At 74.9% G+C, this 23,207-nt stretch carries 23 protein-coding genes; 12 read left to right on the top strand and 11 right to left on the bottom strand.

Annotated features, from left to right (window positions below):
* Positions 1–171 precede the first annotated feature (171 nt).
* Together O2V61_RS04895 and O2V61_RS04890 are read right to left on the bottom strand one after the other, a co-directional pair.
* Positions 172–594, bottom strand: a complete 423-nt coding sequence (locus tag O2V61_RS04895; RefSeq protein ID WP_269182200.1) for a VOC family protein — start codon at positions 592–594, stop codon at positions 172–174.
* Between the two features lie 10 nt (positions 595–604).
* Entirely contained in the window at positions 605–1,039 is a 435-nt protein-coding gene (locus tag O2V61_RS04890) for a helix-turn-helix domain-containing protein (protein WP_269182199.1), read from the bottom strand.
* Between the two features lie 218 nt (positions 1,040–1,257).
* Between O2V61_RS04890 and O2V61_RS04885 the strand changes: the two genes are divergently transcribed.
* The 5 genes from O2V61_RS04885 (at position 1,258) to O2V61_RS04865 (ending at position 5,986) form a co-directional block, all read left to right on the top strand.
* On the top strand, positions 1,258–1,890 hold the full coding sequence (locus O2V61_RS04885; RefSeq protein WP_269182198.1) for a DedA family protein: 633 nt from the start codon (positions 1,258–1,260) through the stop codon (positions 1,888–1,890).
* Between the two features lie 96 nt (positions 1,891–1,986).
* Positions 1,987–4,512, top strand: a complete 2,526-nt coding sequence (locus O2V61_RS04880) for an ATP-binding protein (RefSeq protein WP_269182197.1) — start codon at positions 1,987–1,989, stop codon at positions 4,510–4,512.
* A complete protein-coding gene (locus O2V61_RS04875) occupies positions 4,509–5,201 on the top strand; it encodes a response regulator (RefSeq protein ID WP_269182196.1) in 693 nt (230 codons plus the stop codon). Before O2V61_RS04880 ends, O2V61_RS04875 begins: the two co-directional genes overlap by 4 nt.
* A gap of 33 nt (positions 5,202–5,234) precedes the next feature.
* Positions 5,235–5,507, top strand: coding sequence for a helix-turn-helix transcriptional regulator (locus O2V61_RS04870; protein ID WP_269182195.1), 273 nt, complete (start codon positions 5,235–5,237; stop codon positions 5,505–5,507).
* On the top strand, positions 5,504–5,986 hold the full coding sequence (locus O2V61_RS04865; RefSeq protein WP_269182194.1) for a hypothetical protein: 483 nt from the start codon (positions 5,504–5,506) through the stop codon (positions 5,984–5,986). The genes O2V61_RS04870 and O2V61_RS04865 overlap by 4 nt, the downstream gene beginning before the upstream one ends.
* A gap of 51 nt (positions 5,987–6,037) precedes the next feature.
* Here the strand turns inward: O2V61_RS04865 and O2V61_RS04860 are convergent, their stop codons facing one another.
* The 5 genes from O2V61_RS04860 to O2V61_RS04840 all read right to left on the bottom strand — a co-directional run bounded on the left by O2V61_RS04860 (position 6,038) and on the right by O2V61_RS04840 (position 11,536).
* Positions 6,038–6,829, bottom strand: a complete 792-nt coding sequence (locus tag O2V61_RS04860) for a M23 family metallopeptidase (RefSeq protein WP_269182193.1) — start codon at positions 6,827–6,829, stop codon at positions 6,038–6,040.
* Between the two features lie 300 nt (positions 6,830–7,129).
* The gene (locus tag O2V61_RS04855) at positions 7,130–8,272 is read right to left on the bottom strand and encodes a hypothetical protein (protein WP_269182192.1); all 1,143 of its coding nucleotides are present in this window, start codon (positions 8,270–8,272) and stop codon (positions 7,130–7,132) included.
* 11 nt (positions 8,273–8,283) lie between these two features.
* Positions 8,284–8,958 (bottom strand): SCO family protein, encoded by a 675-nt coding sequence (locus O2V61_RS04850; RefSeq protein WP_269182191.1) that lies wholly within the window; start codon positions 8,956–8,958, stop codon positions 8,284–8,286.
* Positions 8,955–9,686 carry a YcnI family copper-binding membrane protein gene (locus tag O2V61_RS04845; RefSeq protein WP_269182190.1) on the bottom strand — a complete coding sequence of 244 codons (732 nt, stop codon included), beginning with the start codon at positions 9,684–9,686 and terminating at the stop codon, positions 8,955–8,957. Before O2V61_RS04845 ends, O2V61_RS04850 begins: the two co-directional genes overlap by 4 nt.
* A gap of 35 nt (positions 9,687–9,721) precedes the next feature.
* Positions 9,722–11,536: a copper resistance CopC/CopD family protein gene (locus O2V61_RS04840; protein WP_269182189.1), complete on the bottom strand. Its 1,815-nt coding sequence runs from the start codon at positions 11,534–11,536 to the stop codon at positions 9,722–9,724.
* Between the two features lie 121 nt (positions 11,537–11,657).
* Here O2V61_RS04840 and O2V61_RS04835 point away from each other — a divergent pair, with 121 nt between their 5' ends.
* The 5 genes from O2V61_RS04835 (at position 11,658) to O2V61_RS04815 (ending at position 16,160) form a co-directional block, all read left to right on the top strand.
* Complete coding sequence (locus O2V61_RS04835) at positions 11,658–13,100, top strand: MFS transporter (protein ID WP_269182188.1); 1,443 nt, start codon at positions 11,658–11,660, stop codon at positions 13,098–13,100.
* Positions 13,101–13,157: 57 nt separating this feature from the next.
* A complete protein-coding gene (locus O2V61_RS04830) occupies positions 13,158–13,289 on the top strand; it encodes a putative leader peptide (RefSeq protein ID WP_269171151.1) in 132 nt (43 codons plus the stop codon).
* A gap of 90 nt (positions 13,290–13,379) precedes the next feature.
* Positions 13,380–14,390, top strand: coding sequence for a sulfite exporter TauE/SafE family protein (locus O2V61_RS04825; RefSeq protein ID WP_269182187.1), 1,011 nt, complete (start codon positions 13,380–13,382; stop codon positions 14,388–14,390).
* Between the two features lie 111 nt (positions 14,391–14,501).
* Positions 14,502–15,515, top strand: coding sequence for an NAD(P)/FAD-dependent oxidoreductase (locus tag O2V61_RS04820; RefSeq protein ID WP_269182186.1), 1,014 nt, complete (start codon positions 14,502–14,504; stop codon positions 15,513–15,515).
* A 9-nt stretch (positions 15,516–15,524) separates the two neighbouring features.
* On the top strand, positions 15,525–16,160 hold the full coding sequence (locus O2V61_RS04815; protein WP_269182185.1) for a class I SAM-dependent methyltransferase: 636 nt from the start codon (positions 15,525–15,527) through the stop codon (positions 16,158–16,160).
* A 31-nt stretch (positions 16,161–16,191) separates the two neighbouring features.
* Here O2V61_RS04815 and O2V61_RS04810 read toward each other — a convergent pair whose 3' ends face one another.
* Positions 16,192–17,169 (bottom strand): NAD-dependent epimerase/dehydratase family protein, encoded by a 978-nt coding sequence (locus O2V61_RS04810; RefSeq protein ID WP_269182184.1) that lies wholly within the window; start codon positions 17,167–17,169, stop codon positions 16,192–16,194.
* Between the two features lie 101 nt (positions 17,170–17,270).
* On the opposite strand from O2V61_RS04810, the gene O2V61_RS04805 reads away from it, so the two are divergent.
* On the top strand, positions 17,271–17,657 hold the full coding sequence (locus O2V61_RS04805; protein WP_269182183.1) for a hypothetical protein: 387 nt from the start codon (positions 17,271–17,273) through the stop codon (positions 17,655–17,657).
* Positions 17,658–17,725: 68 nt separating this feature from the next.
* Here the strand turns inward: O2V61_RS04805 and O2V61_RS04800 are convergent, their stop codons facing one another.
* The 3 genes from O2V61_RS04800 to O2V61_RS04790 all read right to left on the bottom strand — a co-directional run bounded on the left by O2V61_RS04800 (position 17,726) and on the right by O2V61_RS04790 (position 20,939).
* Positions 17,726–18,205 (bottom strand): DUF5994 family protein, encoded by a 480-nt coding sequence (locus O2V61_RS04800; RefSeq protein WP_269182182.1) that lies wholly within the window; start codon positions 18,203–18,205, stop codon positions 17,726–17,728.
* Between the two features lie 304 nt (positions 18,206–18,509).
* Positions 18,510–20,399, bottom strand: coding sequence for a translational GTPase TypA (gene typA, locus O2V61_RS04795; RefSeq protein WP_269182181.1), 1,890 nt, complete (start codon positions 20,397–20,399; stop codon positions 18,510–18,512).
* 201 nt (positions 20,400–20,600) lie between these two features.
* A complete protein-coding gene (locus tag O2V61_RS04790) occupies positions 20,601–20,939 on the bottom strand; it encodes a hypothetical protein (RefSeq protein WP_269182180.1) in 339 nt (112 codons plus the stop codon).
* A gap of 120 nt (positions 20,940–21,059) precedes the next feature.
* On the opposite strand from O2V61_RS04790, the gene O2V61_RS04785 reads away from it, so the two are divergent.
* On the top strand, positions 21,060–23,162 hold the full coding sequence (locus O2V61_RS04785; protein ID WP_269182179.1) for a putative bifunctional diguanylate cyclase/phosphodiesterase: 2,103 nt from the start codon (positions 21,060–21,062) through the stop codon (positions 23,160–23,162).
* Positions 23,163–23,207: the final 45 nt, after the last annotated feature.

The following is a 23,207-nucleotide window of genomic DNA, read 5'->3' as shown; positions in this document are numbered from 1 at the left end:
CACGTGAACCAGTCCGACGGCGTGCCGCGTTGAGGCAACAGCGTTCCGCCGGCAGTCGTCGGACTGGTCTCGATCTGATCGCCTGCCGTCGCTGAGTCGCGCACGACGCGTGCCACCAGCCAGGGCGACACGCGCGAAGCGCCTTTCCATCACCCGCGTCGCGCGGGCGAGTCAGGTGGACGGCGGCGGGGTGAGCTGGGCGACGCGGACGTGGTTGCCGAACGGGTCGCGGAAGCCGAAGTCGATGCCGTAGGGCTGCACGACCGGCTCCTCGGGGATCTCCACGCCCCGCTCCTTGAGCTCGGCATGGGTCTTGTGCGCGTCGTCGGTGCTGAAGAACAGGTGCCCGCCGGCGGCGCCCTTGGAGATGAGGTCACGCACCTGGGCGGCGATCTCCTCGCTGTAGCCGGGCGGGCCCGGCCGCTCCAGCAGGACGGCGTGCCCGGGGTCGGTGGGCAACGCGACGGTGAGGAAGCGCATCGGGCCGAACTGCATGTCGGTCTGCACCTCGAAGCCGAGCTTGCCGACGTAGAAGTCGAGCGCGGCGTCCTGGTCGGGGACGAAGACCTGACTGATCGTGATGGTGTTCAACATGGTCAGGACGCTAGGGGCGAGCGTCGTCCCCGGGCTTCTCCGAAACTGCGCTGTCCGTGCTCGGCCGCAACCAGCGCATGCCGAAGCAGGACGGCACCGGCGCCAGCGGCCCACGGCGGCGGTAGACGCTCGGCGGCTCCCCCACGATCTCGGCGAAGACCCGGCTGAACGTGCCGAGGCTGCTGAAGCCCACGGCCATGCAGATCTCGGTCACCGACCGGTCCGTGCTGCGCAGCAGCCACATCGCCCGCTCCACCCGACGCCGCTGCAGGTACCGGTGCGGCGTCTCGCCGAACGTGGCCCGGAAGGTGCGGATGAAGTGCGCCTCCGACACGAAGGCGATCCGGGCCAGCGCCGGGACGTCGAGCGGCTCGGCGTAGGAGCGGTCCATCGCGTCCCGGGCGCGCAGCATCCGCCGGTTGGAGTCCTCGCTCGCGCGGCTCATCGGACCGGTCCTGACCTGCTGCTCACGGCGTCTCCTCCTGAGGGTCGACCGTGGCGTCGCCGGGCCCCGTGGTCAAGGGATCAGGGGGATCCCTGATGTGCCGGGGCACCGGTTCCCGACAGGCTGAGCCCAGCCGATCGCCAGCGGCACCGACCACCGTCGGGACGACGGCGACCAGGGGGGCAGCAGATGCGGACGACGGTGCGGGCACGTCCGTGGTGACCACCGCGCTCGACCAGGTCGGCGGGTGGCCGGCGGTGCTGGTGCTCGGGGTCGCCGCGCTGGTCCTGGCCCTGGAGAGCGGGGTGATCGCCGGGGTGCTGCTGCCCGGGTCGACCACGCTCGTCGTCCTGGGGCTGTGGTCGGCGACCACCGGCACGCACCCGGCGCTGCCCATCGCCGTCGCCGCGACCGCAAGCGGCGGTGGGGCGGTGCACGGCTGGCTGCGCGGCCACCACCGCCGGACGACCGGCCCACCGCAGGGCCGATTGCGGACCCGGGTCGAACCCGCGGTGCGGCAGGCGGAGGCGTGGCTGACCAGCACGTCGCCCGGGCACACGGCGCTGGTGCTCGCCGCCGCCCACTGGGCCGCGGTCACCCGGACGCTGACGCCCCGCGTCGCCGGCGGCGGCGGGGTGCCGCTGCGGCTGCTGGCGCCGGTCGTCGTCGCCAGCAGCACCGCGTGGGCGACCACCGTCGTCCTGCTGTCCCGGGAGCTCGGGCAGCAGGTCGCCGACGACGCCGCCTGGGTGCCGGCCGCCGCGGTCGCCGTCCTGGTCGGGGCGCTGCTGGCCCGCCGCCGGCTGCGGCACGGGTCCCTGGCCTGCCGGCCGCACCGCCAGGCCAGCTGAGCCGGCCGACCCCGGGTCACCCGGCAGGGGTGGTCTTGACGGGATCCTGACGCGCGGCGGCACCGGACTGTCGGTACCCGGGGTGATCATGGCGGCATGGCCCGCGGCACGCTGCGCATCTACCTGGGCGCCGCCCCCGGCGTCGGGAAGACCTTCGCCGTGCTCGGCGAGGCCCACCGGCGCCGCGAGCGGGGCTGCGACGTCGTCGTCGGCCTGGTCGAGACGCACGGCCGGCCGCGCACCGCCTCCGCCCTCGACGGGCTGGAGGTGCTCCCCCGCGCCCAGGTCACCCACCGCGGCGTCACCCTCGACGAGCTGGACGTCGACGCCGTCCTCGCCCGCCGCCCGGACGTCGTCGTCATCGACGAGCTGGCGCACACCAACGTGCCCGGCAGCCGGCACGAGAAGCGCTGGCAGGACGTCGAGCAGGTGCTGGACGCCGGCATCAGCGTGCTCACCACAGTCAACGTGCAGCACCTGGAGAGCCTCAACGACGTGGTCGAGCAGATCACCGGCGTCCCGCAGCAGGAGACCGTGCCCGACGCGGCGGTCCGCCGGGCCGACCAGATCGAGCTGGTCGACATGAGCCCCGAGGCACTGCGCCGCCGCCTGGCGCACGGCAACGTCTACCCCGCCGAGCGGGTCGACGCCGCCATGGGCCACTGGTTCCGGGTCGGCAACCTGACCGCGCTGCGGGAGCTGGCGCTGCTGTGGCTCGCCGACCGGGTCGACGAGGGGCTGCGCACGTACAAGCACGACCACGCCATCGACCACGTCTGGGAGGCCCGCGAGCGGGTGGTCGTCACCCTCACCGGCGGCCCAGAGGGCGAGACGCTGATCCGCCGTGCCTCCCGGGTGGCCCGGCGCAGCGGCAACGGCGTGCTGCTCGCCGTGCACGTGCTCTCCGGCGACGGCCTGGCCGGCGCCTCCTCCGGCGCGCTGCGCGCCCAGCGGGTCCTGGTGGAGAGCCTGGGCGGCAGCTACCACCAGGTGGTCGGGGACGACGTCGCCGACGCGCTGCTGGAGTTCGCCCGCGGCGTCGACGCCACCCAGCTGGTCATCGGCACCAGCCGCCGCACCCGGTGGGCACGGGCGCTGCGCGGCGGCATCGGCGGGCGGGTGATCGCCGGCTCCGGCGAGATCGACGTGCACATCGTCACCCACTCCGCCGCCGGATCGCAGGGCTGGCGGCTGCCCCGCAGCCACGGCGCCCTGACCGCGCGGCGCCGCTGGCTGGGCTGGCTGCTCGCGGTGGTCGGCGTGCCGGTCCTGGCGCTGGGCTGCATCGCCGCGCAGGCGGCGCTGTCGCTGGCCAGCGTGCTGCTGGCCTTCGTCCTGCTCGTCACGGCGGTGGCGATCGTCGGTGGGCTGGGGCCCGCACTGGCCGCCGCCGTCGCCGGCGGGCTGGTCGCCAACTGGTTCTTCACCGCCCCCACCGGCCGGCTCACGGTCAGCCAGGTCGACGACGTCGTCTCGCTGTTCGGCGGGGTGGTCGTGGCCGTGGCGGTGGCCGCCGTCGTCGACCGGTCCGCCCGCCGGGCCACCGCAGCGGCCCGCTCCCGCGCCGAGACGGCCATGCTCGCCTCGCTGTCCCGCTCGGTGCTCGCCGGCGACCGGGCCCTGCCCAGCCTGCTGGAGCAGATCCGAGAGGCGTTCGGCCTGCGCGCGGTCACGATGGTGGAGCACGCCGAGGGTCGCGAGCACACCGTCGGCACCTGCGGCGAACCCGGCGCTGACGACCAAGTCGACGACGTCGCGGTCACCGACACCCTCACCCTGCGGCTGTGCGGGCGCGCGCTGCCGGCCGGTGACCGGAAGGTGCTGGTCTCCGTCGCCGAGCAGGCCGCCGTCGCCCTGCAGCAGGGCCGGCTCGCCGCCCAGGCCGCGGAGGCCTCCCGGCTCGCCGCGGGCAACAGCATGCGCAACGCCCTGCTCGCCGCGGTGAGCCACGACCTACGCACCCCGCTGGCCGGGATCAAGGCCGCCGCGTCCGCGCTGCGCACCGAGGAGCTCGCGCTGAGCGAGGAGGACCGCGCCGAGCTGGTCGCCACCGTCGACGAGTCGGCCGACCGGCTCACCGGCCTGGTCGACAACCTGCTGGACATGAGCCGGCTGCAGGCCGGTGTGGTCACCCCGGCCGCGGACCCGGTCGACGTCGCCGCGGTGGTCGGCCGGGCGCTCACCTGGCTGGACCCCACCCAGCGGCGGCGGGTGACCCGCCCCGACGCCACCGACGTGCCGCCGGCGCTGGCCGACCCCGGGCTCCTGGAGCGAGTGGTGGCCAACCTGCTGCTGAACGCCGCCGGCCACGCGCCCGGCGGCCTGCAGGTCGACGTCTCCCGCGTCGACGGCCGGGTCGAGGTGCGCGTGGTCGACCGTGGCCCCGGCGTGCCGGCGCGGGACCGGGACCGGATGTTCGCGCCGTTCCAGCGGCTGGGCGACTCCCCCGCCGGGCAGGGCGTCGGCCTGGGCCTGGCCGTCGCCCGCGGCCTGACCGAGGCGATGGGCGGCACCCTCACCGCTGAGGAGACCCCGGGTGGCGGGCTGACCATGCTGGTGTCACTGCCGGCCGCCCCCGTCGACCACGCGCCCGGGACCCGACTGACGGCGGCCGAGGCGTGAGCCGGGTGCTCGTCGTCGACGACGACCCGCAGCTGCGCCGTGCCCTGCGGATCACCCTGCGCGCCGCCGGCTTCGACGTGGTCACCGCCGAGGACGGGCGCACCGCGCTCGCCGAGGCGGCGGCCGCCCACCCCGACCTCGTCGTGCTGGACCTGGGGCTCCCCGACCTCGACGGCACCGAGGTGCTCGCCGGGCTGCGCCCGTGGTTCACCGGCCCGATCGTGGTGCTCTCGGCCCGCGGCGACAGCTCGGACAAGGTCGGCGCCCTGGACGCCGGCGCCGACGACTACGTGACCAAGCCCTTCGACATGGCCGAACTGCTCGCCCGGCTGCGCGCCGCCCTCCGCCGGGGCACCGCCGACCCCGGGCAGGCGCAGGTGGTCACCGACCACTTCACCGTCGACCTCGCCGCCAAGCAGGTGACGGTGGACGGCGTCGCGGTGCGGCTGACCCCCACCGAGTGGGCGCTGCTGTCGGAGCTGGTGCGCAACCCCGGCCGGCTGGTCGGCCAGCGCGAGCTGCTGCAGTCGGTGTGGGGCCCGGCGTACGAACGGGAGACCAACTACCTGCGGGTCTACCTGGCCCAGCTGCGCCGCAAGCTCGAACCCGACCCGGCGCACCCGCGGTACCTGCACACCGAGCCCGGCATGGGCTACCGCTTCCTGAAAGACCCTCCCCTCCCGGGATAGCGCGTCAGCGATCAGACGTAGTAACTTTGCTACATGCCGCCGCGTAAGCGCTCCGAGGAGCCACAGCTGTACAACCGGCTCACCCTGCTGCGCACCGAGCGCGGCATGTCCCGCCAGGAGCTGGCCGACGCCGTCGGCGTGCACTACCAGACGATCGGCTACCTCGAACGCGGCGAGTACAGCCCCAGCGCCACCCTCGCGCTGCGGCTGGCCGCCGTCTTCGGCCTCCCGATGGAGGCGGTCTTCTCCCTCACCCCGTTCCGCACCCTGTCCGAGCAGGTCTACGGCACCCAGGAGTCCTCATGAGCAGCCCCACCCGCACCCAGCGGCGCGCCGCCCGTCTCGACGACCCGCGCTTCGAGTCCACCCGCACCCCACGCGTCCGACGCCGGCTGGTGGTGGCGATGTGCGGGCTGCTGGTCGTGGAGGCGGGTCTCTTCCTCATCGCCGAGCGGGCGCCCGTGCCCTTCGCCGTCGGCATGGCGGTCCTGCTGGTCGCGTTCACCCTGTGCCTGGGCGCCCTCAAGGGCAGCACCCGCGGGGTGGAGGAACTGCCGGCTCACGCACTGGACGAGCGTCAGTGGCAGCTGCGCGGCGAGGCCTACGCACGTGCCTACCGGATCGGCTTCGCCCTGCTGACCCTGGAGCTCGCCGCCGTCGCCGTCTGGCTGGTCGCCGACTGGCCGGCGCCGGGCACGAACATCCTCCTCGGCGCGATCCTGCTGCCGTTCCACATCGGGATCGTGCTGCCCACCCTGGTCACCGCCTGGCATCGCCAGGTCTGAGCGGGCGCTACAGCTCGACGCCGCGGGCGCTACAGCTCGACGCCGCGGGCGCTACAGCTCGACGCCGCGGGCGCGCAGCCAGACCACCGGGTCGACGCGCTTGCCGTCCAGCCCACCCTGGTGGACCTCGAAGTGCAGGTGCGGGCCGGTCGACTGGCCGCGGCTGCCCAGCAGGGCGATCTGCTGGCCGGCGCTGACCACGTCACCGGCTTCGACCTGGATCTTCTCCATGTGCCCGTAGACGGTCACGTCACCGCTGACGCCCAGGATGTAGACGACCAGGCCGTAGCCGCTGGCCGCACCGGCCCGCAGGACGACGCCGTCCTCGACCGCGTACTCCGGGGTGAGCATCGGCGCCGCCAGGTCGATCCCCCAGTGCATCGTCCCCCAGCGCGGGCAGAAGCAGCTGGTCAGCCGGGCGCCCTTCACCGGCGGCGATGCCTTGGGCCGAGCTGCCTCCGCCGCCGCCTCGGCGGCCTCGGCTGCGGCGGCCTGCTCCTTCGCCACCCGGTCGGCCCGCTCGGCCCGCGAGGCGGCGACCTCCTCCAGCCGGGCGCGCGCCTCGACCTCGGTGATCGCCAGCTGCGGCGTCAGCTCGGTCTCCAGCAGCCCCTCGGCGTCCGAGCCGAGCAGCTCGGCCACCTCGACCGACTCCCGGGCATCGGCGGCGGGCAGCGTCTGGGTGCCGATCAGGGCGACCGTGGCCCCCACGACGAGCGCCGCCAGCAGCGCGGCCGGACGCCGGCGGGCGACCGCCGCCGGGGCAGCCGGGAGAGCGGCCGGCCACGAGCCAGACGACGGGGAGCCGGACGACGGGAAGACCGAGGGCTCCGCGCCAGACAACGGGGAGACCGAGGGCTGAGCGCCCGAGGACGGTGCGACCCGACGTCCGCGGGGGCGGACGGTCGCGCCGGCGTGCCTCGAACCCATGCGCCTGCCTCTCCTGGAACCCCCGGCGTCCTCCTACGGCTCCGGATCGGTCTGGCAGACATCGAAACATCTAGTGACACTGTTGTAATTCGCTGCCCGGCGTGTTCGCCAGGACACGCCGCGTGACTTCCTCGCGACGGTGCGGAAGTGACTGGTGACAACCCGTCGCCGAGTCGACTCGGCGCCGAGTCGACGTCTCGACACGTCGACGGGTCACCTCAGGGCGGGTTCGCCGACCGGGGCATCGGGGCCGGGCACACCCGGGGTCGCCCCGCCCGTCGGTGCCGCGCCCGTCGGTGCGCCGTCCGTCGGTGCGTCGTCCGTCGGTGCGTCGTCCCGGAAGCGGCGGACAGCACCGACCCCGCCGAGGAGCAGCCCCAGCCCGCCGGCGACGAGCACCGCGACCGCGATCCGGGCCAGCGGCTGCGGCCCCGCGGTCAGCGCGTTCGCCGTCCAGAGCACGTCGACGTCGGGCAGGCCCTGCACCAGCAGCAGCCAACCGGCCACCACGGCCATCAGGCCGGCGAGCACGCCGCGACCGCGCCCGGCCGCCCGCACGCCGATCGCCGCCACCAGCAGCACCAGCAGCGCCGGGAGCAGGGCCGAGACGATCGCACCGGCGTGCGAGGAGACGCTGCTCGGCGGCTCGGGGGTGGCCAGCGCGTGGTACAGCGACGCCAGCGCCCCCAGCACGAGCACCGCGGCCAGCGGCCGAGGACCCCGGGCGAGCCAGCCGGCGGCCACCGTGCCGGCCAGCAGCAGCAGGTGGCCGGGCCAGACCAACCAGCCCGGTGGCGGCGGGGTCCAGGTGAGCACCCCCTCGACGAGGACGTCGGTCCCGCCGTGGGCCATCGGCACGGTCCACTCGATCACCGTGTGCGGCCGGGACGGATCTGCCGCGACCACCGGGGGCAGCTGGTCCTCGGTCATCCAGTGGGTCCGGTGGTCGTGCCACACGTACTGCGACTGGGTGGACACCTGCTCCCAGCGGGGCGCCGCGGTGATGTCGACGCCGTCGGGCATCGGCACCCGCCCGTACCGGTCCAGGTTCAGGTAGGTGGCCGGGCTGGCGGCGTTGCGCCAGACGCCGTCCGGCCCGACCCGCAGGTAGGGCTCGCCGGAGTACCCCGGCACGGTCAGCTCGGTGTCGGTCTCGTTGACCACCTCGAGCTCGTCGCCGAACTGCAGCACCCGGACGGTCACCCCCGGCAACTGCGGGGAGACCGCCCGGACGGCGGCGGAGAAGTCGCTGCCCGCCGCGCCGCCGCCGACGTGCGCCGACGCCGGCGCGGCGAGGGCGAGGACCGCCAGCACCCCGAGCAGGACCACGAGGACCCGCCCCGCCTCCGGACGCACGCCGCCCGGGCTCACCCGGCGGTGGCAGCCAGCTCGAGGGCGATGTCGCGAGGGGTGTTGGCCGAGTCGAAGGCGACGTCGGCCTCCCCGTCGGTGCCGTAGAGCAGCAGCAGCGCGGAGTGGCTCTCGCCACCGTTCTGCGCCACCGGGATGCCGGCGGCCAGCTGCGCCTGGTCGATCTGCTCCTGGTCACCGGTGAGGCCGATGAAGTCGTACGGCAGGCCGGCGTCGAACCGGTCCAGGTACTCCCGCAGGACCTCGGGGGTGTCCCGCGCCGGGTCGGTGGTCACGAACACCACCGACGTCTGCTCGGCCACCGCCGGGTCGACCTCACCGAGCGCCAGCATGACGTCGGCCATGGTGGTCGGGCAGATGTCGGGGCAGTTGGTGAAGCCGAAGAACAGCAGGGTCGGCCCCGCCGCGGTCTGCTCGGCGAAGTCGAACGGCGCACCGGAGGTGTCGGTGAGCGTGAAGTCCGGCTTCTGGTACGGGTCGGCCAGCTGGATGCCGCCCTCCCGGACACCGCCCTCGAGCGTGGCCGGGGCCTCCGCCGATCCGTGGTCGTGGCCGGTGGCCTCGGCACTGGCGTCGGCGTCGGCGTCCCCGCCGCAGCCGGCCAGCAGCAGCCCGGTCGCTAGGGTCAGGGCAGTCAGCCCGGTACGGGCCGGGTGGGTCACAGCGCTCACGGAGCCACGGTACGTCGGCGCGCGGTCAGACCGAGGAAGAGACCACCGAGCCCGGCGAGCAGCCCGAGCACCGCGACCACCAGCGCGGTGACGGCCGTGCCGTTGCCGCCCTCGTCCGCTGCCGTGTCGGTCGACGTCGCGACCGTGTCGGTCGAGGTCCCGGCGTCCTCCGCGGCCAGGGACAGCGCCGGCGCCGGGTACCGCGGCTCGGGCTGGCCGTCGACGGTCGGCTCGATCCACGCGGCCTCGGTGCCGTCGCTGTAGATCTGCACGGCGTTGAAGACCAGCTCGTCGGTCTCCGGGAAGGGCCCGCCGGAGAGGGCGAACTCCTGGAACTGGCCGGGGGCGATGCCCTGCCCGTCCTCGGCCCGGAACTCCACGACCGAGACGGCCTGGTCCACCTGCTCGCCGTGCACCTCGACCGGCTCGGGGAGCTGCGCCTCGGTCAGCGAGACGGTCCAGCCGGGCACCGGCTGCGCGCGGAGCGAGGTCAGCGGGGTGTCGGTGGGGACCTGGACCCGCAGCCCGACCGTGCTGGCGGTGTCGCTCTCGTTCGGCACCCGGAAGGTGAGCTTGCCGTAGCCACCCGGAGCAGCGTCACCGGAGGAGACGGTGACGTGCGCGGAGGCGACGCCGGTGCCGGCGACGAGCAGCCCGGCCCAGGCGAGCAGCGCGGCCAGCAGGACGACGGCCGGACGGCGCACGGGACGGAGCAGGGACAGGGACAACGTGTTCTCCTCGGATCTCAGGACGTGCAGGGGTTTCAGCGCACCGGGAAGACGGTGCTGGCGGTGACCGCGGTGAACTCGTCCAGCCGGACGGTCACCGTCAAGGTCCAGGTGCCGGTGGTCGGCAGCGTCGGGTCGGCGACGTAGTGCCCCGGCCCGGCCGGGGCGAGCTCGACGTCCAGCGGGCCGATCTGCTGCTCCACCTCGGTGAGGGCGACCCCGATCTGCTGGGGCTGGGTCAGCTGCCCGACGGCGTCGAAGAGGTAGACGTGCAGCGTGGTCGGGCCGGGCGTGGCCGGGTCCAGGGTGACCTGCACCGAGCCGGCGTCACCGGTGCCGCCGGCCGACTGGAGCGGCAGGGTCACCTCGACCGGCTGGGCGACGGCCGCCTTCGCCGGCGGGGTGCCGACCAGCACCGCGGACAGCGCCAGGACGACGGCAGCGCCGATGCACTCGAGCAGCACCGCCCGGCGCAGCACGCCGATCGTCGCCGGCGGCGCGGGGGCAGCGGGGTCCTCGGCGGGGAGGTCCTCGGCGGTGGGGGCCGACCCGGCGGCGAACGCGTGCGCGACCACCCGGCGCGAGGGGCGGCGGCGGGTGCCCACCCGCTGCTGCACCCAGTCCCGGCTCACCAGGGCGGCGGCCAGCACCAGCAGCACGAGCCCGACCTTGGCCACCAGCACCCAGCCGTACGTGGTGGCGAACAGCGCCGACAGCGACCCGACCTCTCGCACCGACTGCAGCACCCCGGTGACGACCAGGGCGCCGATGCAGCCGGCGGCCAGGCCCGACCAGCGGGGCAGCGCGGCGAGCAGCTCCCCCGCCGGCGTCGGCCCGCGGAGGGCGCCGGCCAGCAGCACGACCAGCCCGCCCAGCCAGACGCTCATCGCCGCGACGTGCACGGCGGCCACGGTCACGGCCAGCACGGGCAGCGGCCCGGCGACCGGGTGGCCGATCGCGGCGACGGAGAGCACCAGTGCGGTGCCGAGCACCCCGGCGGCGACCAGCCAGCCGGCGCCCGGCGCGCTCCCCCGCCGCCAGCCCCGCAGCAGGACGGCGGCCAGCACCCCGGCGAGCACCACCCGCAGCAGCAACGTGCGGCCGAAGGTCGACTCCAGCGTGGTGCCCAGCAGCTGCGGGTCCAGCAGCTGACCGAGTCCGCTCCCGGCGGCGTAGGGGCCCTGCAGCAGCAGCGAGAGCAGCCCGCCGACGACGACGGCGGCCAGCCCGGCGCCGGCCAGCCGGCGCAGCCGCGGCACCGCCCAGCCACCCGGCCAGCAGGTGGCCAGCACCAGCGGCACCCCGAGCCCGAGGGCCAGGCCCAGGTAGCCCAGCCACCGGGCGGCCGGGAGCGCCGTGGCCACGGCCGGGTCCGCGCCGTCCCCCTCGCCGACGGAGCCGGCCGGCACCAGCTCGCCGTTCCCGACCGCGAAGGAGAAGGCGCCGGAGATGGGGTGGGAGTCCGCCGAGACGACCCGGTAGGTGGCCACGTAGCCGGCATCGGGCAGGTTCTCGCGCAGCGGCACCGTGAGGGTGGTGTTCCGCACCTCGGCGGCGCCGGTGTCGACGCGCTCCCCGTCGCCGTCCAGGACCCGGGCGTAGCCGGCGCCCAGGGAGACCGCCTCGTCGAACTCGATGACCACCTCGGCCGGCGCGAAGTCCAGCCGGGCGCCGTCGGCCGGCGTCGTCGTCACCACCGTGGCGTGCGCGGCGGCCGGGCGGGCGGTCCCCACGTCGACGAGCACCCCGAGCACCAGCAGCGCGCCCAGCAGGACGGCGGCGGACAGCCGCTGCGCCCACGACCCGGGACGGCGGTGACCTGCTCGCCGGGGCCACTCCTGCTGCTGCACGGTTGCACAGTCGTCGCTGCGGGCCGTCCAGTTCCCGGCGGTGCACGCCCTCGGAGGAGAGCCGGCCCACACCGACGGCCCCTGCTCCCCGGACGGTCGGTCGATCGACCAGGATGAGCCCGTGGCCGCGTCCCCGTCCGCGGCGGCCGGGGGGTCACCGCCGGACGCCGGCGAGCCCGTCGCGCTGGGCACCGCCCCGGGCCGCTGGGTGCTGCTGGCCACCGTGCTCGCCTCGGCCATGGCGCTGCTGGACGCCACCGCGGTCAACGTCGCGCTCCCCTCGATCAGCCGCGACCTCGGGTCCTCCCTGTCCGGGCTGCAGTGGACGGTGACCGGGTACACGCTGGCGCTGGCCTCGCTCGTCCTGCTCGGTGGCGCGCTCGGCGACCGGTACGGACGCCGCCGGGTCTTCGTGCTCGGCGTCGTCTGGTTCGCGATCGCCTCGCTGGCCTGCGGGCTGGCACAGACGACCGGTCAGCTCGTCGCCGCCCGGGTGCTGCAGGGCATCGGCGGTGCCCTGCTGACCCCCGGCAGCCTGGCGATCATCCAGTCCTCCTTCCGGCACCGGGACCGCCCCCGGGCCATCGGCCTGTGGTCGGCGCTGGGCGGCCTGGCCGGGCTGGTCGGCCCGTTCCTGGCCGGGTTCCTCGTCGACTCGATCGGCTGGCGCTGGGTGTTCGGGATCAACGTGCCGTTCGCGGTGGTCGTCGTCCTGGTCGCCGTCCGGCACCTGCCGGAGAGCCGGGACCCCGAGCGCACCGGGCGGTTCGACGTGCTCGGCGCCGTCCTCGGCGCGCTGGCACTGGCCGGGGTCACCGACGCGCTGATCTCCGCGGGCAGCGACCCCGGGAGCCCGGAGGTGGTGGTCGCCGCGGCGGTCGGCGTGCTGGCCGGGGCGGCGTTCGTCGTCCGGGAGCGCCGGGCGGCGCAGCCGATGCTGCCGCTGGGCGTCTTCGCCGACCGGCAGTTCACCGGCGCCAACCTGAGCACCCTGGCCGTCTACGGGGCGCTGGGCGGGGTCATGTTCTTCCTCGTCCTGCAGCTGCAGACCGTGCTCGGCTACGACGCCACCGCGGCCGGCGCCGCGCTGCTGCCCACGATCCTGGTGATCACGGTGCTGTCGGCGCGGGCCGGCGCCCTCGCCCAGCGGATCGGGCCGCGACTGCCGATGACGGTCGGCCCGCTGGTGTCCGCCGGGGGCCTGCTGTGGCTGACCCGGGTCGGGTCCGGCAGCTCCTACTGGGTCGACGTGCTGCCCGGCTCACTGGCCCTGGGGCTGGGCATGGCGCTGGTGGTGGCCCCGTTGACCGCGACCGTCCTCGGCGCCGCGCCCGACCACCTGGCCGGCGTGGCCAGCGGGGTGAACAACGCCGTCGCCCGGGCGGCCAACCTGCTCGCCGTCGCGGCGCTGCCGGTGGCGGTCGGGCTCTCCGGCGACGACCACACCGACCCGGCGTCGTTCAGCTCCGGCTACTCCCTCGCCCTCGTGCTCTGCGCGGCGGCGATGGTGCTGGGCTCGGCAGTCGCCTGGGCGACGGTGCGCAACGACGTCCTGCGGACGTGACCGGGCACTCCCGGCCCCCTTCCGCACAATCCCCACCAACATGGTAGGAATGTCGCCGTGACGACGACGGCGATGGCGACCGGTGGGCACCCCACCCGCCTCCCGTCGGCCCTCCCCGGTGCGTTCCTGGTGAGCCGTCTGCACGTCGACCTGCTCCGGGTCAGCACCGCCGTCTGTCTCGGCCGCTGACCTCCCGCGCCGTCCGGCGCCCCTCGTTCACGCGGTCTGCTGCGCCCTCACCCGGCGCGCCCGCACCCTCGAACCCGGAGCACATCCCCCGTGAAGACCCTGATCCTGCTCGCCCTCGCGGGCCTCGGCGCCCAGCTCGTCGACGGCAGCCTGGGCATGGGCTACGGCGTCACCTCCACGACGCTGCTGCTCGCCATCGGCACCAACCCGGCCGCCGCCTCGGCCACGGTGCACCTGGCCGAGATCGGCACCAACCTCGCCTCGGGTCTCTCGCACTGGAAGTTCGGCAACGTCGACTGGAAGGTCGTCGCCAAGATCGGTGTCCCGGGCGCGATCGGCGCCTTCGCCGGGGCGACCGTGCTGTCGAACATCTCCACCGCCGTCGCCGGGCCGGTGATGTCACTGATCCTGCTCGGCCTGGGCCTCTACCTGCTGGCCCGCTTCACCCTGCGCGGCATCGACAAGCGCCAGCTGGGCAAGCCGATGCGCGCCCGGTTCCTCGCCCCCCTCGGCCTGACCGCCGGCTTCATCGACGCCACCGGCGGTGGCGGCTGGGGCCCGGTCAGCACCCCGGCCATCCTGGCCAGCGGCCGGATGGAGCCGCGCAAGACGATCGGCTCGATCGACACCTCGGAGTTCCTGGTCTCCCTCGCTGCGAGCGCGGGCTTCCTCTTCGCCCTCGGCAGCCAGGGGATCAACGCCTTCTGGGTGCTCGGCCTGCTGGCCGGCGGCCTGGTCGCCGCGCCGCTGGCCGCCTGGCTGGTCCGCTTCGTCCCGCCGCGGCTGCTCGGCGCCGGGGTCGGCGGCATGATCGTCTCCACCAACGCGACGAGCCTGCTCAGCAGCGACTGGGTCGGCGCCAGCGACCCGGTCCGGTACGTCGTCCTGGCGGTCGTCTACGCGACCTGGGCGGCGGCGGTGGTCTGGTCCTTCCGCGAGTACCGCAGGGAGCGCGCGGCGGAGGCGGCCGAGGCGCTGGCCGCCGAGGCGGAGCAGCTGGCCGAGCAGGAGCGGGCAGCCCGGGCGCAACGCACCGCGCACCCGAACCAGGTGGCGCCGGTCGACGCCGACGGCGTGCCGGTGGGCCGCCTGCACTCCTGACCTCTTTGCCGTAGCGGCAACGATTCTTGCCGCGAGACGTTCTCCCGGCGCACTGTCGGACCCGGCGGGTCACCATCCCGGTGACCCGCCGTCCGAGCAGAGGAGCGCACGGTGGAGACGGAGTACGACGTGGTGGTCGTCGGCGGTGGCGCCGCCGGCCTGAGCGGTGCACTGGCGCTCAGCCGGGCCCGCCGATCGGTGCTGGTGGTGGACGGCGGAGCGCCCCGCAACGCCCCCGCCACGCACGCGCACAACTACCTGGGGCGGGAGGGCATCCCGCCGCGCGAGCTGCTGGCGATCGGGCGCAGCGAGGTGACCGGCTACGGCGGGGAGTTCACCGACGGCGACGTCACCTCCGCCGCCCCGGCCGAGGGCGGCTTCGAGGTGCGGCTGGCCGACGGGCGGTCGGTGCACGCCCGTCGGCTGCTGGTGACCACCGGGCTGGTCGACGAGCTGCCCGACGTCCCGGGGGTGCGCGAGCTGTGGGGCAGCGACGTCCTGCACTGCCCGTACTGCCACGGCTGGGAGGTGCGCGACCAGGCGGTCGGCGTCCTGGCGACCAGCCCCCTCGGCGTGCACCAGGTGCTGATGTGGCGGCAGTGGACCGCCGACCTCACCCTCTTCCTGCACACCGGCCCGCAGCCGACCGAGGAGGAGTGGGAGCAGCTCGCCGCGCGGGGCATCAGCGTGGTCGTCGGCGAGGTCGTCGGCCTGGAGACCGCCGACGGGAGGCTCACCGGGGTCCGGCTGGCCGACGGCACGGTGATCGCCCGCGACGCCCTGGTGGTGGCCCCGCGGTTCACCGCGCGGGCCGGCGTCCTGGAGTCCCTCGGGCTCGAGGTGGTCGAGCAGCGGATGGGCGAGCTGGTGATGGGCAGCGGGGTGCCGGTGGACGCGACCGGGGCGACCGCCGTCCCGGGGGTGTGGGCGGCCGGGAACGTCACCGACATCAAGGCCCAGGTGATCAGCTCGGCCGCGGCCGGGCTGACCGCCGGTGCGGCGGTCAACGCCGACCTGATCATGGAGGACACCCGCCGGGCCGTGGCCGGACGCCGGGTCTTCTCACCCGCCGTCGAGCGGGAGCTGTGCGACCAGGTGCTCGGCGACCGCCGGCACGGGATCTGAGGGGGAACGGTGCACGACCACCAGCAGCAACAGCTCACCGACACCGGCTCCGACCACGCCTCCTGGGAGGAGCGCTACGCCGCCCAGGAGGCCCTCTGGAGCGGCCGGGTCAACCCGACCCTCGCCGCGCAGGCCGCCGACCTGCCGCTGGGGCGAGCCCTGGACGTCGGCTGCGGCGAGGGCGGCGACACGCTGTGGCTCGCCTCCCGCGGCTGGCAGGTGACCGGCCTGGACTGGTCGCAGACGGCCCTGGACCGGGGTGCCACCCAGGCGGCGGCCGCCGGGCTCGGTGACCAGGTCACGTGGGTGCAGGGCGACGTCGCCACCTGGCAGCCGGCCGCTGCGGCGTTCGACCTGGTCACCGCACACTTCCTGCACCCGGAGGCCGCGGTGCGCCACGCGCTGGTGCCCCGGCTGGCCGCCGCCGTCGCCCCGGGCGGCACGCTGTTGTGGGTCGGCCACGGGTACGACGAGCAGCGCGCCGCCGTGTGGGGCGCGGACCGCTTCGCCACCGCCGCCGACGTGCTCGCCGACCTGGACCTGCGGGAGTGGGACGTCGTCCTGGCCGGCGCCCAGGCTCGGCCGGCCGGCGAGCACGACCACCACGACGCCGACGAGGTGGTGCGGCTCCGCCGGCTGGAGTGAGCCACCCGGGTCGACCCACAGCCGGTGCGGCTCAACCCCGAGTCAGCAGGGTCCGCTCCAGGTCGAGAGGGAGGCCAGGCAGTGGCCGGCCGGCCGGGGGCTCCGGACGTTCGCCGGTCTGCATCCAGGTCCAGGTGTCGGCGATCGAGTCGCACACCGGACGGGAGGGCAGGCCGAGCTCCCGGGCACGCGTCGTGTCGACGTCCCAGGCGGTGCGGGCGGTGCTCGCTGCCAGCCACAGCGGGAGGTGGCTCCACTCCTGGACGCCGGCCGCCAGCAGCCCCGCCTCGGGCACCGGCAGCCACTCCGCGTCGCCGCCGGTCACGTCCCGGCAGGTGTCCAGCAGCCCACCGAAGGTCGTCATCCCGGCCGGGCCGGTGGCGTTCACCGCACCGGACCGGCCCTGCTCGACTGACTCGACCAGCCAGCCCGCCAGGTCCCGGGCGTCGACCAGGGCGATGGGCTGGTCCAACCCCTCCGCCGGGACGACGACCCGGCCGCCGGTGGCGATCCGGTCCAGCCACCAGCCCAGCCGGTACAGCGGGTCGTGCGGCCCGACGATCAGCCCGGCCCGCGCGGTGAGGAACCGCTCCCCCAGCGCCGCACCCAGCACCCGCTCGGCGTGCGCCTTGTCCGGCCCGTAGGAGTCCTCGTCGGAGTCCCAGGTCGGCTCGTGCTCACCGGCGATCGGCCCGGGCGGCCAGCCCCGGTAGGCGTTCAGGCTGCTGACGAAGGCGTAGCCGGCGACGTCGGCGAGCGCGGCCGCCGCGTGCTCCGCCGCCGCGCGGGTCTGGCAGGAGGTGTCGACGACCAGCTCCGGCACCCAGCCGTCCAGCGCCGTCGGCAGGGCGACCGGGTCGTCGCGGTCACCGATCAGCATCTGGGCCCCGGCCGCGGGCGCCCCGGAGACGCCGCGGGTGAACGTGGCCACCTCGTGGCCGTGCTCCAGCGCAGCGGTGACGACGTGCCGGCCGAGGAAGTGCGTGCCGCCGAGGACCAGGAGTCGCATGCCCCGACCTCAGCGCAGCCGCAGGCCGCCGTCCAGCCGGTTCACTCCCGGCGTAGTCGCCACTCTCCGCCGCGCGGGTGGGTGGTGGCCACCGTGGCCCGGTGACGCTGCTGGGACCGGACGACCCGCTCCCCCGGCGTCCGTCCCGAGTGCTGGTCGTGGGTACCTCCGGAGCGGGGAGGACCACGCTGGCTGCCCGGATCGGCGCGCTGCTGGACCTGCCGCACGTGGAGATCGACGCCCTCTTCCACGGCCCGGGGTGGGAAGCCCGCCCCAGCTTCGAGGACGACGCCCGGCGCTTCGCCGCGGAGCCGACCTGGGTCACCGAGTGGCAGTACGAACCGGTGCGCCCACTGCTGACGGAGCGGGCCGACCTGCTCGTCTGGTTGGACCTGCCCGGTGTTCCGGTGGGTCACCGGGCCACTGGCGGCAACGCGCGAGCCCCGGCGGGGTTGAGCCGCCTGGGCGCGGGTCGAGCCGCGTGCTGACGCGGCTCAACCCCAGCCCGACCGGCTCAACCCCGCCGGACCGGCTCAGGCACGAGCCGGGGCGGGCCTCAGCCGGCGCGGACTCCGGTCAGCGGGACGACCTGGGAGCGGGACGGGGCGGTGAGCAGCCCGCGCTGCGGGTTGCCGGCGTCCTCGCGCAGGCCGGCCAGCCGGAGCGCCCGCACGCCGGTGAGCGCGTCGGCCTCCGGCGGGACCACCAGCAGGTCGACCCGCCGGTCACCGTCGACGGTGAGGCAGACCAGCTGCTGGTCCATGCTGGCGAACCCGCCGGTGCGCACAGTGCGGCCGCCGATCAGCGCCTTGCGGGCCGGGGGCTCGTCCCAGGCGCCCACGGCGTAGGTGAAACGGTCGATCCGCACGCCGAGGCTCTGCAGCGCCGCCGCCAGCTCGGGCAGCTCGACGGAGAGCAGCCGGCTGCGCGGCCACCACGCCCCGTCGAACGTGCCGTCGGTCGCTGCCGTCGCCGGGCGCAAGCGCACCCGCACGTCGATCCCGTTCCGGAAACCTGCTGCCCGCTGGACCGTCATCGGCTTCCCGACCACCTCTCACACCGTTCCCCCAGGTGCGCCCGGCCTTCCCCGCCGGACCCACCTCTCCGGACCGGAACCTACGACCGAGGCTGCGACACCCCGGCGCGCCACGAGGAGAGCCGGCGAACGCGCCTGACCCACGCGGCCAGCCATCACGAACCGTGATCGACTGACAACTCTCTACCCACTGGACTCACCCGTGCCAGCAGTCCTCGTCCGCGCGTCGTCCCCACCGGACGACGAAACGCCGCCGTCCCCGGAGGGACGACGGCGTTCGATCACGACCCCGGAGGGTCCGTGCTCAGGGCTTGGGCTTCCGGTTCCGGGACCGACCGCGGATCGTCTGGTCCAGCTCCACCTTGCGCACCCGAACCGCGCCCGGCGTGACCTCCACGCACTCGTCCTCGGCACAGAACTCCAACGCCTGCTCGAGGTTGAGCAGCCTCGGCGGGATGAGCCGCTCCAGCTCCTCGGAGGTGGCCTTGCGCATGTTGGTGAGCTTCTTCTCCTTGGTGATGTTCACGTCCATGTCGTCCGGACGCGAGTTCTCACCGATGACCATGCCCTCGTAGACCGCCGTGCCCGGCTCGACCATCATCTGGCCGCGCTCCTGCAGCGAGAACATCGAGTACGTCGTCGCCACGCCGGTGCGGTCGGCCACCAGCGAGCCGGTCGGGCGGGCGCGCATGTCGCCCAGCCACGGCTCGTAGCCCTCGAGGTTGTGGTTCAGCACGCCGGTGCCGCGGGTCTCGGTGAGGAACTCGGTGCGGAACCCGATCAGGCCACGCGAGGGGACGATGTACTCCATCCGCGCCCAGCCGGTGTCGTGGTGCACCAGGTTCTCCAGCCGCCCGCGCCGGACGGCCAGTGCCTGGGTCAGGGTGCCGACGTAGTCACCCGGGGTGTCGATGGTGACCCGCTCGACCGGCTCGTGCAGCTTGCCGTCGATCTCCTTGGTGACCACCTGCGGGCGGCCGACGGTGAGCTCGAACTCCTCGCGGCGCAGCTGCTCGACCAGGATCGCCAGGGCCAGCTCGCCACGGCCCTGCATCTCCCAGGTGTCCGGGCGCTCGGTGGGCAGCATCCGCACCGAGACGTTGCCGACCAGCTCCTGGTCGAGCCGGTTCTTGATCAGCCGGGCGGTGAGCTTCTTGCCCGACTTGCCCGAGATCGGGCTGGTGTTGATGCCGATGGTGATCGAGATCGACGGCTCGTCGACGGTGATCGCCGGCAACGGGCGCGGGTCGTTCGGGTCGGCGAGGGTGTCGCCGATCATGATGTCCTCGATGCCGGCGATGGCGATCAGGTCGCCGGGGCCGGCGCTGTCGGCCGGGGTGCGGGTGAGGCCCTCGGTGACCAGCAGCTCGGTGATCTTGGTGCGGGTGATGGTGCCGTCGGCCTTGCACCAGGCCACCTGCTGGCCCCGCTTCATCTCACCGGAGTGGATGCGCAGCAGCGCCAGCCGGCCCAGGAACGGCGAGGCGTCGAGGTTGGTGACCTGCGCGCGCAGCGGCTCCTCGGCGTCGTAGACCGGCGCCGGCACGGTGTCCAGCAGCGTCTTGACCAGCGGGCCGAGGTCCGGGCTGTCCGGGACGGTGCCGTTCTCGGGCTTGTTCAGCGACGCCTGGCCGGTACGGCCGTTGCAGTAGACGATCGGGAACTCGAGGGTCTCCGCGGGCAGGCCGGCGTCCTCGAGCAGCTCCATGAACAGCTCGTAGGTCTCGTCGACGACCTCCTCGATGCGGGCGTCCTGACGGTCGGTCTTGTTGACGGCGAGGATGACCGGCATCCCCTTCGCCAGCGCCTTGCGGAGCACGAACCGGGTCTGCGGCAGCGGGCCCTCGGAGGCGTCGACGAGCAGCACGACACCGTCCACCATCGACAGCGCGCGCTCCACCTCGCCACCGAAGTCGGCGTGGCCCGGGGTGTCGACGATGTTCACGACGACGGGGTTGCCGTCCTCGTCGGCGAGGCGGATCGCGGTGTTCTTGGCGAGGATGGTGATCCCGCGCTCGCGCTCGAGCTCGCCGGAGTCCATGACCCGGTCCTGCGTGGAGTCGTTGTCCGTCCCCTCGCCCTTCGAGCGCCCGAGGGCACCGGCCTGCCGGAGCAGGGCGTCGACCAGGGTGGTCTTGCCGTGGTCGACGTGGGCGATGATCGCCACGTTGCGCAGGTCGTTGCGGGTGGGCATGCGGAGAGGCACCTCGGGGGATCGCGTGGGGGTCTGCGCGCAGCGGCGCGCGACAGGTGTAACGGCACGGGCGGCCGAGACCTTCCCATGGTAGGGGACGACAGGCCCCCTCCGAGCGGCTGTGACCGGTCTACCACTCGTGAAGGGCCTCGCCCCCCCCTCATCCCTCGCAGGCTCGGGACGAGCCTCTGGACCGGGGCCTCACGACGACGGGCGGTCGGCCACCACCCAGGAGACCGCCGCGGCGACCACCGTGACCACCCCGACCGCCAGCCAGGACGGCCAGCCGACACCGAGGGCCAGCACGTGCGCACCGACGAAGGCGGCCACGTAGCCCGCCGCCAGCGCCGCGGCCACCGCCGCCCCGCGACGGCGGTACCAGAGCCAGCCGGCGGCCAGGCCGCCCGCGGCGAACACGACGCCGCCGAGCGCCCGCACCCCGGTGCCCTGGGCGACGCCGAAACCGGCGGCCAGCCCGACGGCCACCGCGACGGCCGAGGGGAAGCGGGCCTGCACGCGACTGAGGGTCGAGGTCGACATGTCCTCGAGTGTCCCAGCGTCCCCGACCCGGCGGGCCGGGCCTGTGCACGGGAGGGTGAGCGGTGACCCTGAGCGGTACGGTTCGCCGCCCGAGTCCGTCCGGACCGTGCGAGGAGCCCGATGACCCAGCACACCGACCCACCACCGTGGGTGGCCGACGGGTCCTGGCGCGCCAGGGCCACCGAGGCGCTGACGCCGATCAGCGAGGCGGTCTGCTTCCTGGACGCCGAGTACCGCTACACCTGGGTCAACGGCGCCGCCGAACGGCTGCTCGAGCGGCCGGCCGCCGAGCTCGTCGGCGAGGTGCTCTGGACGCAGTTCCCGGACCGGCCCGGCGCGCCCTGGCAGGAGTCGGTCCGGCGGGCCCGGTCGACCGGGTCGACCCAGCACCTGGAGTTCTTCTACGAACCGCTGGACCGGTGGTTCGAGGTGCGCGCCTACCCCGTCCTGGACGACCTGGTCGTCTTCTTCCGGGACGTGCACGAACGGCGCACGCTCGACGAGGAGCGTGCCGCGGAGTCCTCCCTCATCCGCGGGGTGCTCAACGCGCTGCCGGCCCGCACCGCGATCCTCGGCGACGACGGCACGATCCTGACCACCAACACCGCCTGGGCACAGGGGACGACGGCCGGTCGGCCGGCCGCCAGCCGGACCGGCGACGACTACCTGGCCGCCTGCCGCGCGCTGGCCGCGACCGGCGACCCCGACGCGCAGCGGGCGGTCGAGGGGCTTCAGGCGGTGCTCGAGAGGCGGGCGCCGTCCTTCTCCCTCGACTACTCCCCGCCGACCGACGCGGGCAGCGGAGCCGTCGGCACCTGGTGGCACCTGCAGGCGTTCCCGGTGGACGGCGGACCGGGCGTCGTCGTCACCCACACCGACATCACCGACCGGGTGCGGGCCGAGCAGCGGGCCGCCTGGCAGGCCCGGCACGACCACCTCACCGAGCTGCCCAACCGCGCCGCCCTGCACGAGACGATCACCGGGGCCCTGGCCGAGGACGGTGGCCCGGTGACCGTCCTCTACCTGGACGTCGACGGCTTCAAGCAGGTCAACGACTCGCTCGGGCACTCCACCGGCGACCTGCTGCTGCAGGAGCTGGCGACCCGGCTGTCGCAGCGGACCCGCACGAGCGACGTGGTCGGCCGCTTGGGCGGGGACGAGTTCGTGGTGGTCGCCCGCGACTGCGACGCCCCGGCCGGGGAGCTGCTGGCCCACCGGTTCCGGGCCGTCTTCGACGAGCCGTTCGAGCTGGCCGGGACGCGGCTGTCGTTGACCGCCAGCATCGGGACGGCCACCTCCGACCCGGCGCACACCGGGCCCGAGGACCTGCTCCGGGACGCGGACGCCGCGATGTACGCCGCGAAGTCCGACGGCCGGGACCAGCACCTGCACTTCACCCCGACCCTGCGCAGCGCCCTGGAGGACAGGCGTCAGGTCGTCACCCACCTGCGGGACGCGGCGGCGCTGGACCAGCTGACCGTGCGCTGGCAGCCGGTGGTGCACCTGCCCAGCGGCACGGTGACCGGGTGCGAGGCACTGGTGCGGTGGGAGCACCCGCACCGGGGCTGGCTCGAGCCGGCCGAGTTCATCCCGATCGCGGAGGAGACCGGGATGATCGTGCCGATCACCCGCTGGCTGTTGCGGACGGCGATCGCCCAGGCCGAGGCGTGGCGGGCCGACGGGCACGACCTGGCCGTCGCGGTGAACGTGAGCGCCGTCCACCTGTCCTCGGGGACGCTGGTCGACGACGTCCGCCAGGCGCTGGCCGAGCGGGACCTGGACCCTGGGGACCTCGTGCTGGAGCTGACCGAGACGGCGCTGGCCCGCGACCCGGAGCACGCCGTGGCCCAGTTCCGCGAGCTGCGCACCCACGGCGTCCGGATCGCCCTGGACGACTTCGGGGCCGGGTACAGCTCGCTGGCGGCGGTGGCCTCGTTGCCCGCCGACGTGCTGAAGGTGGACCGCGCCCTCGTCGCCGGGCCCCTGCCGGCTGCCGCCACGGCCCCCGAGGCGCTCCTCGGCGCAGTCGCGGCGCTCGGTGCGGCGCTGGACATGGCGGTGCTCGCCGAGGGGGTGGAGACCGCGGCGCAGCTCGAGCTGGCCCGCCGGGTGGGGTGCACCTACGCACAGGGCCACCACCTCTCCCCGCCGGTGACCGGCGACCGGCTGGGCGCACTGCTCACGGAGGGACGGCGGCAGACCGGTCAGCAGCGCCTGCCCTGACACGCAGCAGGGCCCCCACCCGAGCGGGTGGAGGCCCTGTGCGTG

The organism is Modestobacter sp. VKM Ac-2985 (genome assembly GCF_026967925.1).
Classification (GTDB): Bacteria; Actinomycetota; Actinomycetes; order Mycobacteriales; family Geodermatophilaceae; genus Modestobacter.
Note: the sequence above shows the minus strand (reverse complement) of the source record. Positions and strands in the feature narration are given on the sequence as shown.

Bases quoted from the DNA above. Each gene is read 5' to 3' on its own strand.
- O2V61_RS04865 (WP_269182194.1), top strand. From the start codon at position 5,504: ATGAGCAGCCCCACCCGCACCCAGCGGCGCGCCGCCCGTCTCGACGAC.
- O2V61_RS04895 (WP_269182200.1), bottom strand. From the start codon at position 594: ATGTTGAACACCATCACGATCAGTCAGGTCTTCGTCCCCGACCAGGAC.
- O2V61_RS04800 (WP_269182182.1), bottom strand. From the start codon at position 18,205: ATGACGGTCCAGCGGGCAGCAGGTTTCCGGAACGGGATCGACGTGCGG.
- O2V61_RS04785 (WP_269182179.1), top strand. From the start codon at position 21,060: ATGACCCAGCACACCGACCCACCACCGTGGGTGGCCGACGGGTCCTGG.
- O2V61_RS04890 (WP_269182199.1), bottom strand. From the start codon at position 1,039: ATGAGCCGCGCGAGCGAGGACTCCAACCGGCGGATGCTGCGCGCCCGG.
- O2V61_RS04790 (WP_269182180.1), bottom strand. From the start codon at position 20,939: ATGTCGACCTCGACCCTCAGTCGCGTGCAGGCCCGCTTCCCCTCGGCC.
- O2V61_RS04810 (WP_269182184.1), bottom strand. From the start codon at position 17,169: ATGCGACTCCTGGTCCTCGGCGGCACGCACTTCCTCGGCCGGCACGTC.
- O2V61_RS04880 (WP_269182197.1), top strand. From the start codon at position 1,987: ATGGCCCGCGGCACGCTGCGCATCTACCTGGGCGCCGCCCCCGGCGTC.
- typA (WP_269182181.1), bottom strand. From the start codon at position 20,399: ATGCCCACCCGCAACGACCTGCGCAACGTGGCGATCATCGCCCACGTC.
- O2V61_RS04870 (WP_269182195.1), top strand. From the start codon at position 5,235: ATGCCGCCGCGTAAGCGCTCCGAGGAGCCACAGCTGTACAACCGGCTC.